16 protein-coding genes are annotated in these 18,113 nt (G+C 70.6%); 4 read left to right on the top strand and 12 right to left on the bottom strand.

All coding sequences use genetic code 11. The annotated features are described in order from the left end of the window. Positions 1 to 16: 16 nt before the first annotated feature. Together HV826_RS07215 and HV826_RS07210 are read right to left on the bottom strand one after the other, a co-directional pair. Positions 17 to 1,438 carry a pitrilysin family protein gene (locus HV826_RS07215; RefSeq protein ID WP_176416269.1) on the bottom strand — a complete coding sequence of 474 codons (1,422 nt, stop codon included), beginning with the start codon at positions 1,436 to 1,438 and terminating at the stop codon, positions 17 to 19. A 12-nt stretch (positions 1,439 to 1,450) separates the two neighbouring features. Then, positions 1,451 to 2,887 (bottom strand): pitrilysin family protein, encoded by a 1,437-nt coding sequence (locus HV826_RS07210; RefSeq protein WP_176416268.1) that lies wholly within the window; start codon positions 2,885 to 2,887, stop codon positions 1,451 to 1,453. A 288-nt stretch (positions 2,888 to 3,175) separates the two neighbouring features. On the opposite strand from HV826_RS07210, the gene HV826_RS07205 reads away from it, so the two are divergent. Together HV826_RS07205 and HV826_RS07200 are read left to right on the top strand one after the other, a co-directional pair. Then, on the top strand, positions 3,176 to 3,391 hold the full coding sequence (locus HV826_RS07205) for a hypothetical protein (RefSeq protein WP_163783191.1): 216 nt from the start codon (positions 3,176 to 3,178) through the stop codon (positions 3,389 to 3,391). Continuing rightward, positions 3,391 to 4,284, top strand: coding sequence for a hypothetical protein (locus HV826_RS07200; protein ID WP_176416267.1), 894 nt, complete (start codon positions 3,391 to 3,393; stop codon positions 4,282 to 4,284). The genes HV826_RS07205 and HV826_RS07200 overlap by 1 nt, the downstream gene beginning before the upstream one ends. Positions 4,285 to 4,302: 18 nt before the next feature. On the opposite strand, the gene HV826_RS07195 is transcribed toward HV826_RS07200, so the two are convergent. Beyond that, complete coding sequence (locus tag HV826_RS07195; protein ID WP_176416266.1) at positions 4,303 to 6,714, bottom strand: DNA polymerase domain-containing protein; 2,412 nt, start codon at positions 6,712 to 6,714, stop codon at positions 4,303 to 4,305. A gap of 138 nt (positions 6,715 to 6,852) precedes the next feature. On the opposite strand from HV826_RS07195, the gene HV826_RS07190 reads away from it, so the two are divergent. Beyond that, the gene (locus HV826_RS07190; RefSeq protein WP_176416265.1) at positions 6,853 to 7,497 is read left to right on the top strand and encodes a YafY family protein; all 645 of its coding nucleotides are present in this window, start codon (positions 6,853 to 6,855) and stop codon (positions 7,495 to 7,497) included. Positions 7,498 to 7,633: 136 nt separating this feature from the next. On the opposite strand, the gene HV826_RS07185 is transcribed toward HV826_RS07190, so the two are convergent. From HV826_RS07185 to HV826_RS07170, 4 genes are all read right to left on the bottom strand, one after another. Beyond that, positions 7,634 to 7,816 (bottom strand): hypothetical protein, encoded by a 183-nt coding sequence (locus tag HV826_RS07185; protein ID WP_140788765.1) that lies wholly within the window; start codon positions 7,814 to 7,816, stop codon positions 7,634 to 7,636. A gap of 75 nt (positions 7,817 to 7,891) precedes the next feature. Further along, positions 7,892 to 8,098 carry a cold-shock protein gene (locus tag HV826_RS07180; protein ID WP_011551728.1) on the bottom strand — a complete coding sequence of 69 codons (207 nt, stop codon included), beginning with the start codon at positions 8,096 to 8,098 and terminating at the stop codon, positions 7,892 to 7,894. Between the two features lie 351 nt (positions 8,099 to 8,449). Next, positions 8,450 to 9,094, bottom strand: a complete 645-nt coding sequence (locus tag HV826_RS07175) for a hypothetical protein (RefSeq protein WP_176416264.1) — start codon at positions 9,092 to 9,094, stop codon at positions 8,450 to 8,452. Between the two features lie 168 nt (positions 9,095 to 9,262). After that, positions 9,263 to 10,645 (bottom strand): metallopeptidase TldD-related protein, encoded by a 1,383-nt coding sequence (locus tag HV826_RS07170; RefSeq protein ID WP_217917017.1) that lies wholly within the window; start codon positions 10,643 to 10,645, stop codon positions 9,263 to 9,265. A gap of 280 nt (positions 10,646 to 10,925) precedes the next feature. Between HV826_RS07170 and HV826_RS07165 the strand changes: the two genes are divergently transcribed. Then, positions 10,926 to 12,203, top strand: a complete 1,278-nt coding sequence (locus HV826_RS07165) for a TldD/PmbA family protein (RefSeq protein WP_176416262.1) — start codon at positions 10,926 to 10,928, stop codon at positions 12,201 to 12,203. Positions 12,204 to 12,207: 4 nt separating this feature from the next. Here the strand turns inward: HV826_RS07165 and HV826_RS07160 are convergent, their stop codons facing one another. The 5 genes from HV826_RS07160 to HV826_RS07140 form a co-directional block, all read right to left on the bottom strand. Continuing rightward, positions 12,208 to 13,296 carry a hypothetical protein gene (locus HV826_RS07160; protein WP_176416261.1) on the bottom strand — a complete coding sequence of 363 codons (1,089 nt, stop codon included), beginning with the start codon at positions 13,294 to 13,296 and terminating at the stop codon, positions 12,208 to 12,210. Between the two features lie 11 nt (positions 13,297 to 13,307). Continuing rightward, on the bottom strand, positions 13,308 to 15,206 hold the full coding sequence (locus HV826_RS07155) for a hypothetical protein (RefSeq protein ID WP_176416260.1): 1,899 nt from the start codon (positions 15,204 to 15,206) through the stop codon (positions 13,308 to 13,310). A gap of 75 nt (positions 15,207 to 15,281) precedes the next feature. After that, complete coding sequence (locus HV826_RS07150; RefSeq protein WP_176416259.1) at positions 15,282 to 16,247, bottom strand: cytochrome c; 966 nt, start codon at positions 16,245 to 16,247, stop codon at positions 15,282 to 15,284. 36 nt (positions 16,248 to 16,283) lie between these two features. Beyond that, positions 16,284 to 17,309, bottom strand: coding sequence for a Rieske 2Fe-2S domain-containing protein (locus tag HV826_RS38000; protein WP_368670856.1), 1,026 nt, complete (start codon positions 17,307 to 17,309; stop codon positions 16,284 to 16,286). Next, on the bottom strand, positions 17,306 to 17,485 hold the full coding sequence (locus HV826_RS07140; protein ID WP_176416258.1) for a Xan family putative trans-acting RiPP leader peptide: 180 nt from the start codon (positions 17,483 to 17,485) through the stop codon (positions 17,306 to 17,308). The genes HV826_RS38000 and HV826_RS07140 overlap by 4 nt, the downstream gene beginning before the upstream one ends. Between the last annotated feature and the right edge of the window lie 628 nt (positions 17,486 to 18,113).

Genomic DNA, 18,113 nt, shown 5'->3' with positions numbered 1-18,113 from the left:
CCGCCTTCCCGGTGACTCACTTCAGCGCGGGGGACACGACCTTCAGCTGCGGCGCCACCACCTTCTGGTCGCCCACGACGATGAAGGTCATCGCCTCACGCTTGAGCATCTTCGCGGCCAGTTGCTGCACCTGCTCCGGCGTGACGGCCATCACCGACTGCACGTAGTTCTGCAGGTACGTGTCCGGCAGGCCGTGCAGGTCCACGAAGCGGAGCTGGCTGATGATGCCGCTGCGCGACGAGTTCTGGAGCAGGAAGGAGCCCGCCAGGTAGCTCTGGACGGCGCTCAGCTCCTCGACGGGCGGCGGCGTCTTGCGCAGGGTGGCCACCTCCTTGAGGATCTCCTTCAGCGACTCGCCGGTGACGGCCGTCGTCACGTCCGCGTTCTGCACCCAGTAGGCGTCCTCCAGGTGCGCGGAGACAACGCTGTTGGGCGAATACGTGTAGCCCTTCGCCTCGCGGATGTTCGCGGTGATGCGCGAGCTGAAGTAGCCGCCGAGCAGCGTGTTCAGCACCGTCTGCTTGACGTAGTCCGGGCTGGAGGGCGGCAGCGCCTTCACCGCCACGCGCACCGTGGACTGCACCGAGCCGGGGCGGTCGATGAACTGCACCGCCTTCGCCACCTGCTGCTTGGGCAGGTTCTGGAGCCGCGCCGGGCCGGCCTTCCAGCCGGTGAACGCGGCCCGGATGGCCTTCTCCACCGGACCCGGCTCGAACCGGCCGACGACGTAGAGCCGCGCCCGGGCCGCGCCGATGTTCGCGTCGTAGTGCGCGCGGACGGCCTGGGGCGTGTAGCCCTTGAGCTGCGCCTCCGGCGGGAAGTAGCGGCCATACGGGTGGTCACCGTAGAGCGACTGGAGCAGCCGCTCGTCGGCGAGCGTGCCCGGCCGGCTCTTGTAGATGGCCATCTCCCGCACCAGGTCGCCCTTGACGCGCTCGACCTCCGCCTGCGGGAAGGCCGGGTTCTGGATGACGTCCGCGATGAGCGCCACGGCGTCTGGCGCCGACTCGGAGAGGACCTCCATGCCGACCAAGGTCTGGTCCAGCGTCGTGCCGATGTTGAGCTCCCCCCCCAACTGCGCGGCCGACTGGGCCAGCTGCTCCGCCGAGCGGGTGGTGGTGCCCTCCGACAGCAGCCTGCCGGTCAGGTCCGCCAGCCACGTCTCCGTGGCCTTCTCATGGATGTTGCCGGTGTCGATGACCAGCTGGATGGCGACCTTCGGCATGTCGCCATAAGGCAGCAGGGAGACTTCCAGCCCGTTGTCGAGCTTGAACTCCGTGCGGACGGGGACCTTGAAGGGCTTGGGCGGCGCGGCGGCGGGAGGCGCTTCCTTGGTGGGAGCCGGAGCGGGAGCGGCCGCGAAGGCCGGCGCGGACAGCATCCCGAGCACCATCAGCGCGGGCGCGACAAGGCGGGTGCGAATTGAGTGCGTGGTCATGGGTGCGTGTCCTCAGGGGGCCTGCGTCTGGGTGGCGGTCGCCGCGGCGGGCGTCACCGTCAGCACGGTGCGGTTCTCACGGCGCAGATACTCCTTCGCCGTCTTCTGGATGAGCTCCGGCGTCACCTTCATCAGCTCCGACTCCAGCTGGTTGATGCGCACCGGGTCGTCGAAAAACAGCGCGAAGGACGCCAGCAGGTCCGCGCGGCCGAAGCCGAGGAAGCCCTCCAGTTGGCCGTACAGCCGCGAGCGCGCCTTCACCCGCGCCCGCTCCAGCGTCGCCGCGTCGATGGGCTGCTCCTGGAGCCGCGCCACCACGCCGTCGAACTCCGCGAGGAGGGTCTCCGTCGTCGTGTCCGCGTCATGGAACAGGTACGCGGTCCACTGCATGGGGCCGTTATAGTTCCAGTGGTTGCCCAGCTGGTTCACCCCGCCGGAGACCTCGCCCGTCAGGCCCTTCTTCTGCACGAGCTGCTGGTAGAGCGCGCTGTCGCTGCCGCGCAGGAGGACCTCGTCGACCAGCGCCATGGCGTAGTACTCGGGCGTCCCCACGTCGGGCATGTGATAGCCCACCGCGAGCGCCGGGCGCTGGGCCAGCTTGTCCTGCTTGTCGTGGCGCTTCTCCTTCGTCTGGCGGGGCTCGGAGATGTCCGGCTTGGACGGCTGCGCCACGGTGGGAAGCGGCCCGAAGTACTTTTGAATCCAGCCCTTCACCTGCTCCGGCTCGAAGTCACCGACGACGACGAGCGCGGCGTTGCTGGGGGCGTAGTACGTCTTGAAGAAGGCGCGCACGTCCTCCAGCGAGGCGGCCTCCAGGTCCTTCAAGTCGCCGTAGAAGTTGTGGGCGTTGTACCAGTTGCTGTTCGCCACCTGCGGCATGTCCAGCCACGGGAAGCCGCCATAGGGCTGGTTGAGGACGTTGACCTTCACCTCGTTCATCACCACGCCCTGCTGGTTCTTCAGGTTCTCCTCCGTCACGTCCAGCCCGCGCATGCGGTCGGCCTCGGCCCAGAGGATGGGCTCCAGCGTGTTGGAGGGGATGACCTCGAAGTAGTTGGTGAAGTCGAAGCGCGTGGAGCCGTTGAGCACGCCGCCGTTCTTCTGGATGAGGCGGATGAACTCCATCTTCCCGAGGTTCGTCGAGCCCTGGAACATCATGTGTTCGAACAGGTGCGCGAACCCGGTGCGGTCCTTCGGCTCGATGCGGAAGCCGATGTTGTAATAGACGGCGACGACGGCCTTGGGCGCCGAGCTGTCGCGCGAGAGGACCACCTTCAAGCCGTTGTCCAGCTTGTAGTAGTCCACGGGGACCTGGAGCTTCGGCGGCCCGGCGGGCGCTTGCGTCTTCGCCGCTTCGACGGCGGGCGGTGCCTCCGGCTTCTGGGCTTCCTGCGTGGTCGCGCAGCCGGTGAACGCGGCCAGTGCTACCGCTCCGAATACCTTCCTCATCGGACCTCCCCTGAATGACCTGGCATCTCGTCGAATGACGGAGCCCCTACGGCGCTGTGCGTCCCCCGATTGCCAAAGATTCGGGGACCCGGCAACCCGGACGCACCTGGCTCAATTCCATGCTCTCAATGAAAAACCCGCATAACGAGAGGGATTCCACATGGCCAGACAGGGGGTGCCCCTCGTGTGCGGGCTGGAATCTGCCTACGCTTCAAGTCTCCACCAGGAGGTGGCGCGATTCTTCCTTCTTCCTCCCAGACCTCCCCCGCCGGCTGGCACGACACGCTCGTGCGACACCTGGAACCGCTCCTCGGCGGGTTCACCGCGAAGATGGCCATCCAGACCGCCGCCCTGCGGACCCTCAAGCGGCCCCCCGAGCAGCTCAAGCGAGAAGACCTTCCGCAGCTGCTCGAAGGCCTCAAGCCCATGCTGAACACCTTCATTGGCGCCCTGCACGCGAAGGTCATCCTGGCGGAGATTTCCGCCTCCTTGGAGAAGCTGTGATGAGCGCTCATTCGACGGGCCGCGTGGCCGGGAGCATCGTGCCCTGGTTCGGCGCGGTGCTCGTGCTCCAGTTGGCGCACGCCTTCGCGGCGGCCTCCGCGCTGGACGCGCCGCGCGCGCTCCCGCTGGTGCATGACGTCGCCGGCTGGGGCAGCGGCGTGCTGGCGGTGTTCGGGACGCTGGCGGCGGCCCGCTCGTTCGCCCAGGGCGACTACCTGCGCAAGGTGTGGGGCGGCCTGGCCGCGGGCGCCCTCCTGTCGCTGGTCAGCACCGCGCTGCGCAGCTACTGGCTCCACGCGGTGCCGGACGTGCCCTTCACGCAGTCACCGCTGCTGCCCGTGCGCATGCTCGTCGTCGTGCTGGCGAACGTCAGCACGACGTACGCGCTCATCCTGCTGGCGATGACGTACCGGCAGTCCGGACTCCAGCCGCCGCCCAGCCTCCGCTCCAACGCGCTGTGGGTGGGGACGGCCGTGGCCGCGCTGGCCGTGGGCGTGCCCGTGCTGGCCACCGAGGTCCGCCACCTGGGCACGGACGCCATCAGCACCATGTCCGCCGTCATCAGCCTGGCGTCCACGCTGGCCGACATGACGACCATCCTGCTGGTGGCCCCCATCCTGAGCGTGGCGTACATGCTGCGCGGCGGGCGGCTGGCCTGGGTGTGGTGGGCCATGGGCATCTCCGGCGCCATGTGGCTCTTCTACGACGCCCGCGGGTGGCTGGCGCCCCTACTGCCCGGAGACGCGGCGCAGAACGCGGAGCTCCTCCGCACGCTGCGCACATCGGGCCTGGTGCTCCTGGGGCTCGCGGGCTGGCTGCAGCGCACCGCCCTGGCGCCGCAGCAGCTCCCCGCGGCCGAGCCCTCCGCGCAGTCGCACGCCGGCATGTCCTGAGCGCCGTCCCGCGCGCGGCTAACCCTCCTCCAGCGCGTCCGCCGGCGCCTTCAGCACCGTGAGGATGGGCTTCGCGTCCTCGAGCGAGGGCGCGAAGAGCGAGGGCTGGCCGGGGTCGTCGAACACCGTCCGGAAGTCCTCCGGCGTCAGCGCGCGCACCAGCCGCGCGGCGAACGTCTCCCGCAGCAGGCGCACGTAGTACTCCACGTCATAGTCGCGCGGGTCCTCCTCGCGCGACAGGGGCCGCGTGCCGGGGTCCTCCGCCTCTGGAATGGGGAGCAGGCCCGCCCGGCCTCCCACGGCGCGGTAGACGCGGACCTGCTCACCCAGGGGCCATTCCTTCCGGCCGCTGGCCAGCATGGCCTCGTAGGGGAGCTCGCGCCGGCGGGCCCGGATGGCGAGGTACTGGGCGCCCGACTTCGTCAGGCGGACGTGCGCGCAGACCTCCGGCGTGGGCAGCTCCCGGCGGCGCAGGGCCATCACCGTCGCGACGTACACCTCACGGACGCCCGGGATGTCTTGCGCCAGGAGGCAGCGCAGGGCGCGGCGAAGGAAGGCCTCTCCGAAGGGCTCCGCGCGGCTGGAGCGGAAGGCCACGCCGCGGAGCACCAGCGGGCCGTCATACGGCTGGAGCGCGTAGTTCTTCGGTTCGTGCGACAGCATGGCGGCATAGCGCCCGTCGAACTCCAACTGCACGCGGGGCGGCAGCAGCGCGGCGACCTCCGAGACGACGCGGCGCTCGTCGGCCTCCCGCCAGTCCTCCGGGACGGCGAAGTACACGCCGTCCGTGTCCGCCTCCAGCAGCGTGACGCCCCGGCGCGCCAGCTCCCGGCAGAGGAGCCCCAGCACCTCGCGGCCCTGGCGCGTCACCTCGTTCGCCGCGTGCACGTCCGAGAAGCGCGTGAGTCCCACCGCGCCCAGGTAGCCGTAGGCGGAGTTGACGACGATTTTCATCGCCGCCGACAGCGCCTCGTTCGTGAAGCGCTCCTGCGAGCCGGGCGGCGCCGCGCGCGCCCTGCCCTTCGCGCCCAGCCGCTGGTCCACCAGCCGGTCCACCAGCGCCAGCAGCACGCCCAGCCTGTCCCGCCTGGGGCCAATCCGGTACTGGCGCATCAGGGAGGGGTACAGGCTGGCGACGTCCGCCTTCACGATGCGCCGGGCCACGCCCGAGGCGAACAGGTGGAGCGCCGCGCCGCTGTGCGACGTGCCATCCCCTTCTTCGTGCGCGGGCAGCGCCGCGCCCTCCCGGAGGTAGGCCCGGACGAGCAGCGGATCCAACACGCCGGTGGCAGGCCCCGCGTCCGCCAGCCGCTCGTAGCGACGGGGCGCCATGCGCGCGAGCGCGAAGGCCGCGCCCCCGAGCAGCCTCGCGAGGCCGCCCGCCTCCGTCACGTCATCACGCGCATAGCGCCGCACGCGCGCCGGGTCCGTGCGGAAGACGTCATATATGCGGGCGCCGGGGATGTGCTCGCGCTCGGGCCCCGCCAGGCCCAGGTGCTTCGCGACGGCCTTGAGGCCATGGCCCGGCAAGTCCCTCGTGGAGAAGTCATGCCGCAGCACCGCGTCCAGCGTGTCGATGAGCTCACGGCCGGGCACGGTGTAGCGCGCGCGGCGCATCGCATCCGGAGGCGCGCCGGGCACGGGCCGTCCCAGCGCGGCGCCCCTGGCGGACGGGCGGTGCCGCAGGCCCGGTGTCCCCGCGCGGCCCAGCGCCAGGGACACCCCCAGGTGCCTGGCGCGCCGCGCGAGGAACGGCAGGTCGAAGCCGTGCAGGTTGTGGTTTTCGATGACGTCGGGGTCCCAGGCGCGCACGCGCTCCGCCAGGTGGTAGAGCAGGTCCGCCTCCGCCGAGTCGTCATCCCCCTGGGCCTCGAGCGTCTGTGTCGCCCCGTCCGGGCCCCGCAGCGCCACCAGGAAGACGCGGTGGTGCGCCGGGTCCAACCCGGTGGTCTCCAGGTCGAACTGCATGCGGCGCAGCTCATCGAAGGCGAGGTCGCGGAAGTACGTGCGGCCCGACATCGTGAGGTACTGCTCCTCCGGCGGCAGCGCGAGCACCGCGTTCGCGCCCAGCTCCTTCAGGTGACTCACCGGCTTGCCCAGCCGGCGTGACGCGCCTTCCAGCACCGCGCTGGTGAGCGCGCGGCTGTCATCGCCCCGGACCAGGTAGCGCAGCGCCCCGGGCCCTTCGAACTCCTGCCACGTCACCCGGTAGCGCGCGGGGCCGTCCGACTCCGGGCGCAGCCGAGGCCCCAGGTGCGCCAGGTCCTCCAGGGACGCGAGCAGCAGCCACGGGCGGAAGCGCACGTCCTCGCGAAGGAGCGCCCCCGTCTTCGGGATGCGGCGCCAGACGAAGGCGCGGCCGTCGGGCTCCGCCCACACGGAGACAATGCCCGGCGTGGCGTCCCACCCCCAGAGCCACTCGTCCTCCATGGAGTCCCTCCGTGCGGATGTGCCGCGAACGCGCGCGATGCAAGCCGCTGGCGGCGTGGGATGCAAGGCACGTTGCTCCAGGGACATCCCCTCATCTTGAGGGAGGGGGGTGACAGTGGTATGTCAGGTTTCCTCCCCATGCAGCGCACCGAGCGTCTCTTCGCCCTCGCCGAATACCTCCGGGGCCGCCGTACCGGTGTCACCGCGGAGGTCCTCGCCGAGCGGTTCGGCGTCACGGTGCGAACCATCTACCGGGACCTGGACTCGCTGCGCGCCTCGTCGATGCCGGTGTCCGCCGAGCGCGGCCGTGGCGGTGGCTACGCGTTGGATCGCAGCTACAGCCTGCCGCCGGTGAACTTCACCGCGCGTGAGGCGGCGCTCATCGTCGCGCTGGGGCGCTTCGCCATCGACATGCGGCTGATGCCCTTCGCGGGCACGTTGGAGTCGGCGCTGGACAAGGTGCGCGCGGCGCTCTCCACCTCCGCGCAGCGCGAGCTGCTCACCCGGCTGAGGGAGCTGGCGTTCATCGGCGTGCCGTCACTGCCGAGCAAGAAGCCTGTCCGCGAAGCACTGGAGCGAGCGTGGTTCGAGCAGCAGCCGTTGCGCATCACCTATGTCGACAGCAACTTCCTGGAGACGGTCCGCGACGTGCGTGTGATGTCCGTCATCATGAACCGGCACGAGACGCGCATCGACGGGGAGGACCTCACCACGAAGGAGCGCCGACACTTCCGACTGGACCACATCACCCGCGCCGAGGTGCTGCGCGCCGCCGGGCCGTGAAGGCCGCTCAGGGGCGCTGGCTGCGTTGACGCGGGGGAGGTGGATACTGCGTCCTCCCGGGGGCTGGGCGCCGTCCCGGAAGGTTGGCCTGGGCACCACCGACCACGTGGCAAGCCCAGGCGGCACGACACTTGGCTCAAATCTCCAGCGGCGGCTGGGGACCGGGGATGATGTCCGCGATATCGGGGTCGACCTCACCCGGCTGGCGCGGCCCGCGCTCGGACTTCTCCTTCTTGCGCTCCTCGCGCTTCGCGTTCTTCTCCTGCTGGTGCTGCTTGCGCGCCTGCTCTTTCTGGCGCTTCGTGGATCTTCCTTGCATTGAGCCTCCCTCGCTGAAAACAAAAGCCCGGCCTCGCAGTGAGGAGACCGGGCTGATGGTGCTGAGCCTGAGCTCTCAGCCAACTACGCGGACGTTCTCGGCCTGGAGGCCCTTGGGGCCCTTCCGGGTCTCGAACTCCACCTTCTGGCCTTCGGCCAGGGTACGGAAGCCATCCGTCTGGATGGCGGTGTGGTGGCAGAACACGTCGGCCCCACCGTCGTCCTGGGCGATAAAGCCAAAGCCCTTCGCGTCGTTGAACCATTTCACGGTGCCAGTTGCCATGTTTCTTCTTCTTTCTGCGTGCGGCGCGAGACCGCAGCCAGTCCCTTAGAGCGAGACAGGCAGCCTCTAGCCTGTCGAGGGGCCAATGTCGAATGTGGAAGGCCCCGAATCTCCACCGGCTGTTCGCCGCGTGAAGGAAACGTGGCGTAGAACCGAAGAATTCCAGCCCCTTGACTCGTGGTACCACGCCCCGAAAATCGTCTGGCGCCCCTTCACCGCCGGACGTCCCTTCAATGTGGGGGCGCTCGCGTCCCCTGGGGAGCGCCCTGGAGGGCACATTCCTGGACGCCACTGGCCCCCCACCCTCCCGGAACGAGGAGCAACCGGGGGCTGCCTTCCAAGCCTGGCCCGCTAGGCGCCAGGGGGGACGCGCGGAAGTTCCGTGCCAAACACGACCTGGAGCAGGTCCATGAGCCCGGGCCAGGCCTCGGCGGCCAGCCACAGGCCCTCGGACTGATGCTCGGCGGTCATGGCCAGGGAGGCGGCGTCGAACAGCCGGGCGGGCAGCACGCCCTCTTCGGGCAACGGCCCTTCCACCTGTAGCACCTGGCCGTCCCAGCGAATGCCGGGCGGCAGCAGCCGCTCCGCCAACACCCGCATCGCGGCCCGGCCCGCTCCCGCGCGAAGCACGCCCATCATCAGCGACGAAGCCGTGCGGGACTCCTCCAGCTCCACCACGCCCGGCGTCTTCAACCACAGCCGGTAGCGCCCGGAGGCCAGCTCCACGCGCTCCAGCGCCGTCTCCACGCGCAGCTTCCAGCCGTGCACGGAGAAGCGGACGTCATAGACGTCCTCCCGCGCGGACCACTCCCGCAGCTCGAAGTTCTTCAGCCGGGCCAGCAGCTGGCGCACCACGGTCTCCACGCGCGCATGCGACAGGCGCACCCGCCTGCGGCTCACGTCCACCGCCATGTCGTTGGAGAGCGCGTTCGGCAGTCGCTTCGCCCACTCCCGCGCCCCTTCCAGCATCTTCGCCGCCAGCGACTGACCCGACATCCGCGTCCTCCCGTGACGCCGCCTCCCTGGGCCCCGGGGCCTCGTACCGGCGGCCCAGCGTCGTGCGCGCAGCATGCACTGGATTCGGGGCCAGCGCGCGTCCTGCTCGCAGGGCAGGCGGCCTGGCGTCTCCTGACGGGCCCCACGCCGCCCCCAGGGCCGTGGACCTCACCTGGCCGCCTGCCCTCCCCGGGCACCCGACAGCAGGGGCGGGAAGACGAGCGTCGGCGTGCCACAGCCCTCGGCGGTGGGGAAGAAGGTCAGGTCCGTCCCCACGCCGCGCAGCGCGCGGAACGTCTCCAGCACGGGCAGCTCCAGCTCTACCGGAGCAACGCGGCGCACACGACGGCCGTCGCGTACCTCCCAGCCGCCCGCCACCAGCGTGACGGTGCCGGGGCGCGGCATGGTGGTGAAGGTCTCCACGCGTGCGACGAGCTCCGTGTAGTGCGCGGGGAGCACGGCGGACGCACCGGGCACGAGGAAGGGATTCACGGCCTCGGGCGAGGGAGGCGACAGCGCGATGCGGAAGCCGCGCCCATTGGGCGGCGCGCCGAGCCGCGATGCGGTGTCCGAGGCGTGAAGGAATCCCCGCAGCACCCCCGCTTCGACCAGGCGGAGCGCGTCCGTGGAGAGGCCTTCGTCATCCATGGAGACGCGCCGCGTGGCGGTGGGGTGGTTCGAGTCATCCACCACGCTCAGGACCGAGGGGAACAACTTGCGCCCCACGGCCCGGGCCAGCGCGGGCGTGGCGGCGGCCACGTCTCCCCGTAGCAACCAGATGAGCCCCGCCGCGAGCGGCGCGGCCACCGCCGGCCGCAGCACCAGGGGGAGCTCGCAATCCAGCGGTTGCGCGGGGCCCGTGAGGGCTTCAACAGCCTCCGCGAGTCGGCGGCGCAGTGGCGTGATGACGGCGTCGTCCTCCGCGGTTTCGGGGAACGCCACCGCGTCCACCACGGCGCCTCGCGGCGTCTCACACCGCACGAACAGCTCCTCGCGCCACTCCGTGCGAGCACGCCGCTCGCCGCTTGCGCGCACCAGGGCGCGCCACGTGGAAACCTGGGTGAGCAGCGCGGCCTGCACCACGCCGCCCTGGGGCACGGCGGCGTCGATGAAGTGCTTCATCCGGCGCGCGGCGCGCTCCGGCTGGAGCAGGGGCGGGCCCGAGGCGCGCTGAGGTTCGGACTGGACTGGCAGCGCCGGCAAAGGACTCGCGCGTCCTGGAGTGGCTTGCCGTGCGGCGCGCTCCAGGAGCAGCGACAGCGCGCCCGCATCCCCCACCGGCGCGGTCAGCAGGCCCTGTCGCGCGTCCCAGCTCACGCGCGCCATGGCCTCCAGGGTCTCCCCCTGGTTGACGATGGAGCGCCCCGTCCCCGCGCCGTCTTCCAGCGACAGCCTGCGCTCCGCGGCGAGGAACAGCTCGGCCTGCGCGGGGGCATGGTGCCGCTTGAAGGCCGCCAGCGCTTCGCTGGCGGACGTCAGCAAGTCGCGAGGCTGAAGGCCCGCGCATGCCGCCACCCCGCTGTCCTCCTCGGAACCGGAACCGCCCCGCATCCACTGCCTCCGCCGACACACGCTGGGACTGTTGGCGAGGATACCGGTCTGCGTCCTCCTGTGGGGGCGCTCCGCGTTGTCGCGCGGAGTCCGCGCCGGTGGCTCAACCGCCGGTCCGTGCGGGTACGGCGACACCGCGAGTCTCAACGCGCCATCCAGGCGCATGCATGGGTCCGCCTCATCGTCTGGCGTATGCTCCAGGACCTGTGCCCGCCGCCTCACGGCGGGCGTCACCCAAGCCACGCCCATCCCGCGTGGTGCCCGGCCGGAGGACACACGCTTGGATTGGTTCGTGGAGCGGCGCGAAGTCACCGAGGTCCTCCACCAGCGCTCCGGGCTCCGCGTCGTCCCCCCCGCGCTCGACCGGGGCTGGTCCATGGGACAGGCCACCGCGGACAGCGTGATTTGGCGATGGGCCCAGGTGGCCGAAGGCGGATGGAAGCGCGGCCTCATGCCGGAGGCGCTGGAGCGACAGGCCCGCGACATGCTGGACGCCGAGCCCCGGCTCGCGAGCGACACGGAGGCCATGTCGTCGCTCGTCCGCCAACTGGAGGCGACCGCGCGGGCCGCGGGCGCCCAGCACCTGGACGTGCTGCTGCGCGAAGTGGAGCGGCGCACGCTGTCCGCCAGCGACGCCCACCTGACAGAAGACCGCCAGCGCCATGCCCTGCTCGAAGTGAAGGCCTTCCACGACACCGGCGCGGGCCTGGCCGAGCTGTGGCGCTGCGCCGCCTGGCCGGAGGTCACCGGAGCGCGTGCCGCCCTGCCCTCGCTGGAGGCGCTCGTGGAGGGCATGGCGCGGGAGCTGCGGGACACGACGCCCATGGTGCCCTGCCCCCGCGACGTGCTGCCCATCGTCTTTCCACCGGGCGCCGCCTCCGGCTGCTTCTTCCACGAGGTGTGCGGACATCCCCTGGAGGGAGACGTCGTCGCGCGCGGCGGCTCCTACCTGGCGCGGCGGCTGGGGCAGCAGGTGGCCGGCGCGCACCTCAGCGTCTCGGACGACCCGACGGACGGCCACGGCGCGCTCGGCTTCGCCTGGGACGATGAAGGCCACGCCGCGCTCCCGGTGACGCTCCTCCGCGAGGGCCGGGTGGACGCGCCCCTTTTGGACGCTCGCAGCGCCACCGCGCTGGGCCGCGCGCCCAACGGACACGGGCGGCGCGTCAGCTACCGGCACCCGCCCCTGCCGCGCATGGCCCACACGCGCGTGGACGCGCACCAGGGCCACCTGGAAGCGCTGATGGCGGACGTCCCGCACGGGCTGCTGGTGCAGCACCTCACGCCGCGGCAGATGGACCTGCTGTCGGGCGACTTCAGCTTCTACATCGTGGAGGCGCGGGAGATTCGGGACGGACGGCCCGGGCGCCGCGTGGGCCCCGGCATCCTCCGGGGCAACGGGCTTACGGCCCTGGCGGCCATCGACGCGGTGGGCGCGGATACGAAGAACCTCTTCGCCACGCGCGGCTGCCGGAAGCTGGACCATGGTCCGCTGCCCGTGTCCTTCGGGCAGCCCACCATTCGCTTCCGGCAGCTCTCCGTGGAGCCCTGGCGCTAGGCCATCACCGGCACATCCAGCCGAGGTCCGGCTCGGGCACCGGCTCCGCGTCCGGGTCGAACGGCGGCGTCACGGACGGAACAGAGAGCACCCGGGCGAAGCCCACGCCGGCTTCGGGCGTCAGCGTGAGCGGCGAGATGTTCCAGGGCCGGATGAGGAAGGGGTTCTGCTCCTCCGGGGGGCTGGTGCCTTCGTCCACGAAGCTCACCGTCACCGGCTCGGTGGTGCCTGGCGGAAGGACGACGGCGAAGTAGCCCAGCGAGCTCGTGGGCGCGGGCGTGGCGAAGTAGCCCATGGGGGACTGCCCCGGGAAGAAGCCCGGCGGCGCCCACTCGATGGCGTAGAGCGAGCCCGCCGACGTCTCCGCCGCGATGCTGTCCGCGGGGATGTTGAACAGGTCGAACGCCTCGCTCGGCGCGTACACCCAGATGAGCGCCACACCGCCCGTCCGCGTGGGGTCCACGAGGTCCGCGGGCGTGGTGGGGATGCCCATGTCCGTGCGCAGCGTCGCCACCGCGGCCAGCGCGCCCGCGTCACCCACCACGCCAGCCACCTGCACGAGGCAGGACGAAGGTCCCGCCGTGAAGGGGCGCAGCGTCGACGTGGGAAAGTAGGTCGCCTCGGGGATGGGCTCGAAGGGGGGCGCGGGGAACATCTCCGGGGCGCCCATCACCAGCCCCTCCAGCGGCGGCTCCACCCGCAGCTTGTACGCCGTCTCGTTGCCCGACGGCACGCCGCGCACCTGCCAGAGGCCGTTGGGCGCCACCGGTCCGCTGGAGTCCAGCGACTCCCCGTTCCGCACCACGCTCACCCGCGCGCCCACCGGCGCGGAGCGGAACACGTAGGGGATGTTCTCGAACAGGAAGGGCGGCGGAGGCGGCATCTCCGGGTCCATCACCGGGAACGTCGCCAACGAGAAGAAGAACGCCTCCGGGTCAAAGGCGATGCCCGACACGGTGGTCTTCGCCTCCGGCAGGTCCGTGTAGGCGTCGTCGGTGGTGGACGGGGGCGGACCGTCGCTGCCCGAACATCCACCGGAGAACGCCAAGGCAAGGCTGGAGGTGACTGCGAAAGCCCTCAGGGAGGTCTTCATGGCGGTCGTTCTCACTGAGGCGGAAGGATGTGCTGCATGGGAGGCGTCTCTGCGTGGCAGGCGTTGGCGCAGTTGCCATACGCATTCGGCGTCTGGTGCATCTCCGCGAAGTACAGGTCGTAGTACTCCGTGCCGTGCGACTGCACGTGGCAGCCGTTGCAGGACATGAGGCTGGGCCGCAGCGTGCTCTCACGCGTCAGGTGGCACAGGGTGCAGTCCGCGCGGTTCTGCGAGTACTTGCGGGAGGAGGCATGGATGCGGTGGACGATGTCCGACACCTGCCCCACGGCCTGCTCGAAGTGGCACGTCTTGCAGAGCTCCACGTGGTCCACGGCCATGCCGTGGTGGACGTTGGACAGGGAGTTCGTCCCGTTGTGGCACACCTGGCAGTTGCCGATGCGCTCCGGGTAGGTCGTCTTCTGCTCCTGCCCCACCTGGAAGAAGAACGGGTCCAGCCGGTTGAGCCGCTCGCCCATGTAGCTGCGGTGGCCCTTGAGGACGATGGCATAGGTGCCGGGCTTCGCGTCCTGCGGCAAGGTGACGGCGTAGCGAGCGGGCGGCTGCGAGTCCGCGTAGCCGGGGAGGATGGACGGCAGGCCGGGCTCCACGAAGAAGCGCGGCTCGCTCGTGCCGGGATAGGAGAAGTACGGCAGCTGGTAGGTGCCGTTGGCCACGCGGAGGTCCTGCAGCGGCCCCACCACCTTGAAGCCGGACTCCGAGCTGCTCGTGTCCCGGTAGGTGAAGATCATGAAGTCGTTGAAGTAGGCGAGCCCGTTGGAGTCGCCATTCACGTACTCGTTGTAGGTGGGCAGCAGGTCCCGCGAGTGCAGGCCGTTGCCGTCGCCGTCACGCAGCGACACCATGAAGTCCACCGTCTCACCCGGCATGTAGTAGCGGCCGTTCTGCGGCGTGCGGATGCGCACGGCCTGCTCCAGACCGAAGCCGCAGGGCACCTGCTCGTCCGTCGCGAGCCCGTCCGGCCCCATCCGGAAGCAGGAGGCTGGCCGCTCCTGCTCCGGGACGAAGGTCACCGGGAAGTAGAAGGGCGCTTCGGGCATCAGGCTCCAGGTGACGCGAATGGCGCCGTCCCCGGAGAGGTCGGGCATGGTGATGGACTTGAACGGGTTGGTGGCGTTGGCCACCGAGACCTTCACCACCGTCTGGTAGATGGGGTCGGCGCCGGGAGGCTGCGGCTCCGGATCATCCGGGAAGCGGGGCCGCGCCAGCCCATCCACGGTCCAGCTCACGCGCGTGCGGCCGGTGGTGGCGTTCTCCGCGAGGAAGTCCCGGCGCAGGTAGGTCTGCGACGCGCGCGCGTTGCCGTCCGAGTCCAGCACCTCCACCAGGAAGGTGTCGTCGTTGGAGATCATCCACGCGGCGTTCTCGAAGTACGTCTCGCGCTGGAAGCTGCCGCTGCCCCGGTCTCGCCAGGTCTCCTGGCCAATGGTCAGCCCGCTCCAGTCGAGCGACTTGAACCGCGACTGCCGGCGGGCCCAGGTCGCGGGAGCCTGCCGGTTGTTGAACTCGGTGTGCTGGCCGAAGACGGTGTCCACCAGCGTGATTTCACGCAGGAAGTAGATGGTGCCCGGCGTGACGTTGAAGCGCGCGAAGGGCGGCATGGGCGGCCCCAGCGGGGCGCCGTCATTCAGCCGCGTGCAGACGTCCGGATACGCGCCTTCCGGCAGGCTCACGTCTCCGCGCGCCACCGGCTCGCCATTGGGGAGGATGGCGCAGCCATTGAAGGCCAGGAGGCTGAGGGAGATGGCACCGGAGGCCGAGCTCGAGTACGGGTCGAAGGCCCTCGCGCCACGGCCACGGGTTCCCTCCGCGTCAGAGATGTCGAGCAGGTTGCAGCCCGAACCGAGCGCCCAGGACGACAGGCATAAGAGAAGTGCGAGAGGCTTTTTCATGAGCGGCCGGAGCGACGACACGGGGGAACAGGGGCTTGCAGTCTAGCGGGCATCCCGAGCTGGAACCAAAAAGCGTCAGGGTGATTCGGCGGCACGGGCAGGCGCCGCGGCCGGCACCGTCCGAAGGTAGCGGTACATGGCCCGCAGGTCCTCCTGGGACAGCCCGGAGAAGAAGCCCCAGGGCATGACGAGCTTGTTGACCTGCCCTTTGGCGCTGGGCGTCGGGGCCAGGTCGCGGAAGGCCGTGAAGCGGGCGATGAACGCCTCTTCGCTCAGGGTGTGCAGCCCCTGCGCGTGGGGTGTGAGGTTCGACGCCACTTCCGGCGCGTAGGGCGTGGGCATGGGACGCCCTCCGGCGAAGGGCGTGCCCGCCTCATCCATGCCCGCGTGACAGGCGGCGCACTGCGCCACCTGCGTGAGATAGCGGCCCCGGGAGACAGGGTCCTCCGCGGGAGGCGGCACGGGCCCCGGCAGGGCCGAGGCGAGCCCATCCAGCGAGCTCATCATCTCCTCGGGCAGGCTCGAGCGCGCCACGACCTTCGACGACGGGGGCACCTGACGGAGCCACGCGACGACCGCCTTCGCGTCCTCGTCCGACAGCTCGCGGTAGAAGAGGTACGGCATCATCGGCACCAGCACGCGGCCGTCACGGCCAAAGCCTTCGCGCAGGGCCCGCAGCAGCTCCGCGTCCGTCCACTTGCCAACGCCGTGCTCGGGGTCGGAGGTGATGTTGGGCGAGCAGACGCGCCCCGGCAGCCCCCACTGCTCGTCCTGGCACGCGCCCGACAGCGGGGCGCCCTTGACGGGCCCCCCGTAGCGCGTCCAGTCCCGCTCAGTATGACACGCGCCACACGCCAGCACGTTCTCCACCAGGTAGCGGCCTCGCTCCAGCCGCTGGGCCTCCGGGCTCCTGGGCGCCGCGCCCTGCGTGCGCACGGCGTCTTGCCGCGGCGCGGCGGGAGGTTGGGCCTCCTGGGGGGCTTCCGCGCGCGGCTTGCAGGCACACAACCCCAGCGCCAGGGCCAGGACGAGGAGTCTCACGGTGTCTTGCCTCCCCGGGCACGGAGCCCGGCACGTTCATTCCGGAAGAGGGCCGCCATCCGCGGGCGCGCGGCCCTGGCGGATGGCAATCACGCCCCGGCGGTACTCGGCGGGGAGCCGGTCCGCCCTGGTGAAGACTTCACCCGCGAAGCTCGTGGGGTGGGCCCGGGGCCGCACGCCCTCGAGGACTCGCCGGTCCTGTTCGAGGATGGCCAGCTCGCTCTTCAGGAACATGTCCGGAAAGTGAGCGCGCAGCCGAGGATGGTACGAGCAGAAGTAGAAGCACCGCATCTTCTCTTCAGACACGGGCGAGGCGACGGCGTAGACGGTGTGGACGTAGAAGAGCGTGGGCTTGAAGACCAGCTTCACGGCGAAGGGCCACGTCACCTCATACGTGAGCGTGGTGCGGTCCACCCGGGGCGGCGCCCCTCCGATGGACGGCGACAGCGCGGGATAGACAATCTGCGCGCGCACGCCTCCGGGACGCGCCTCCACGTCATAGGGAGGAACCTCCTCCTGGGCCGGATTGCCGAAGGTGCCCTCGTGCACCCACGACAAGTGGGCCACGTCCAGGATGACCTCCACCATGCGCCCGGCGGACACCTCCCAGTCGAGCAGGGGCAACGCGACCGTGGCCGCGCTGCCGTCCTCCAGCTCCGGCCACTCGGGCAGCGGCGCGGCCGGCGCTGAGGCCAGACATACCCACACCAGACCGTAACGCTCCGTGGCACGAAATGACGCAAGCGCCGCGCGGGGCGGGACCGCCACGTCAGGTTGCGACGGAACTCGCACACAACGTCCGTCCGCGCCGTAGGTCCAGCCGTGAAAGGCACAACGAATGCCGTCCGCCGTGGGCTGGCCGTCCCGGAGGTCCGCGCCGCGGTGCGCACAATAACGCTGTGACGCCGCGACGCCCTGGTCCGTGCGCCACACCACCAGGTCTGTTTCGAGCAGACGCGCGGCGAGTGGGCGTTCGCCCAGCTCCTGCGAGAACGCGACCGGGTGCCAGTACGCGGAGAACGCTTCGTTGTAATGACGCACGAGGACGTCGGTCCGGCTCACGCGAGGGCGAGCGGGGCGATCTTGCTTTCGATTTCTTCGAGGAGGAAGTCGATCTCCTCAATCTCGTCGAGCTTCTCGGGAGCGGCGAGCTCCGCGGAGGGCGCCGACGGCTCGGCACTCACGGAGGAAGCATCCACGGGGTGATGCACCTGCTGGAACGTGTCTTCCGACGCCATCGAAGTGGACTCCAGGGGGTGAGGGGGGTGCAATGCTGCCGTGATGACTCATGTGATGTCAACGCGGGCAGCCCCATGAGTGCGTCAGGCCAAACGGTGCGCTAGGCTCCGGGCGACACGACTGTGCAACACACCGCACTGTCCGTCGCGCGGTCTCCCCTGGCAGGCCCCCGCCTCCCCCTCGTGGCTTCACGATGCCCTTCACCATTCCGTCCGCTGCACTGTTTCTCCTCGGGGCAGCACTCGCCACGGCGGCGCCGCCAGGAGCCACGGACACCGCCGTGGAGCCTCCCGCCAAGGTCCGGCGCACACAGAAGCCGAGCGCATCCAGCCTCACCAAACGCCGCATCACGAAAAAGAAGCGCGCCGCCCCAGCCCGGGCCCTGAGTGAAACAAAGACATCGCGCTCCGTCTCAGCCAAGACAGCCGAACCGGCACCGGCGGCGCCCATGACACAGGCGCCCCCGCCTCCCGCCGAGCCAAACCTCCCCGCGTGGGACGACACACCCGACCCGCTGATGGTGCAGCCCGTCGTGGTGGAGGAGACCGCGGACACGGGGGATCCGTTGAGGGTGCGCCCGGTGACGGTGGAGGCGTCGGAGGACGACACCTTCCCCGAGCCCCCGCC

The sequence above is a fragment of the Myxococcus sp. AM010 genome (assembly GCF_013372585.1).
In the GTDB taxonomy this organism is placed as follows: Bacteria; Myxococcota; Myxococcia; order Myxococcales; family Myxococcaceae; genus Myxococcus; species Myxococcus vastator.
The sequence above is the reverse complement of the archived record's forward strand: the minus strand, read 5'-3'. Positions and strand labels throughout refer to the sequence as shown.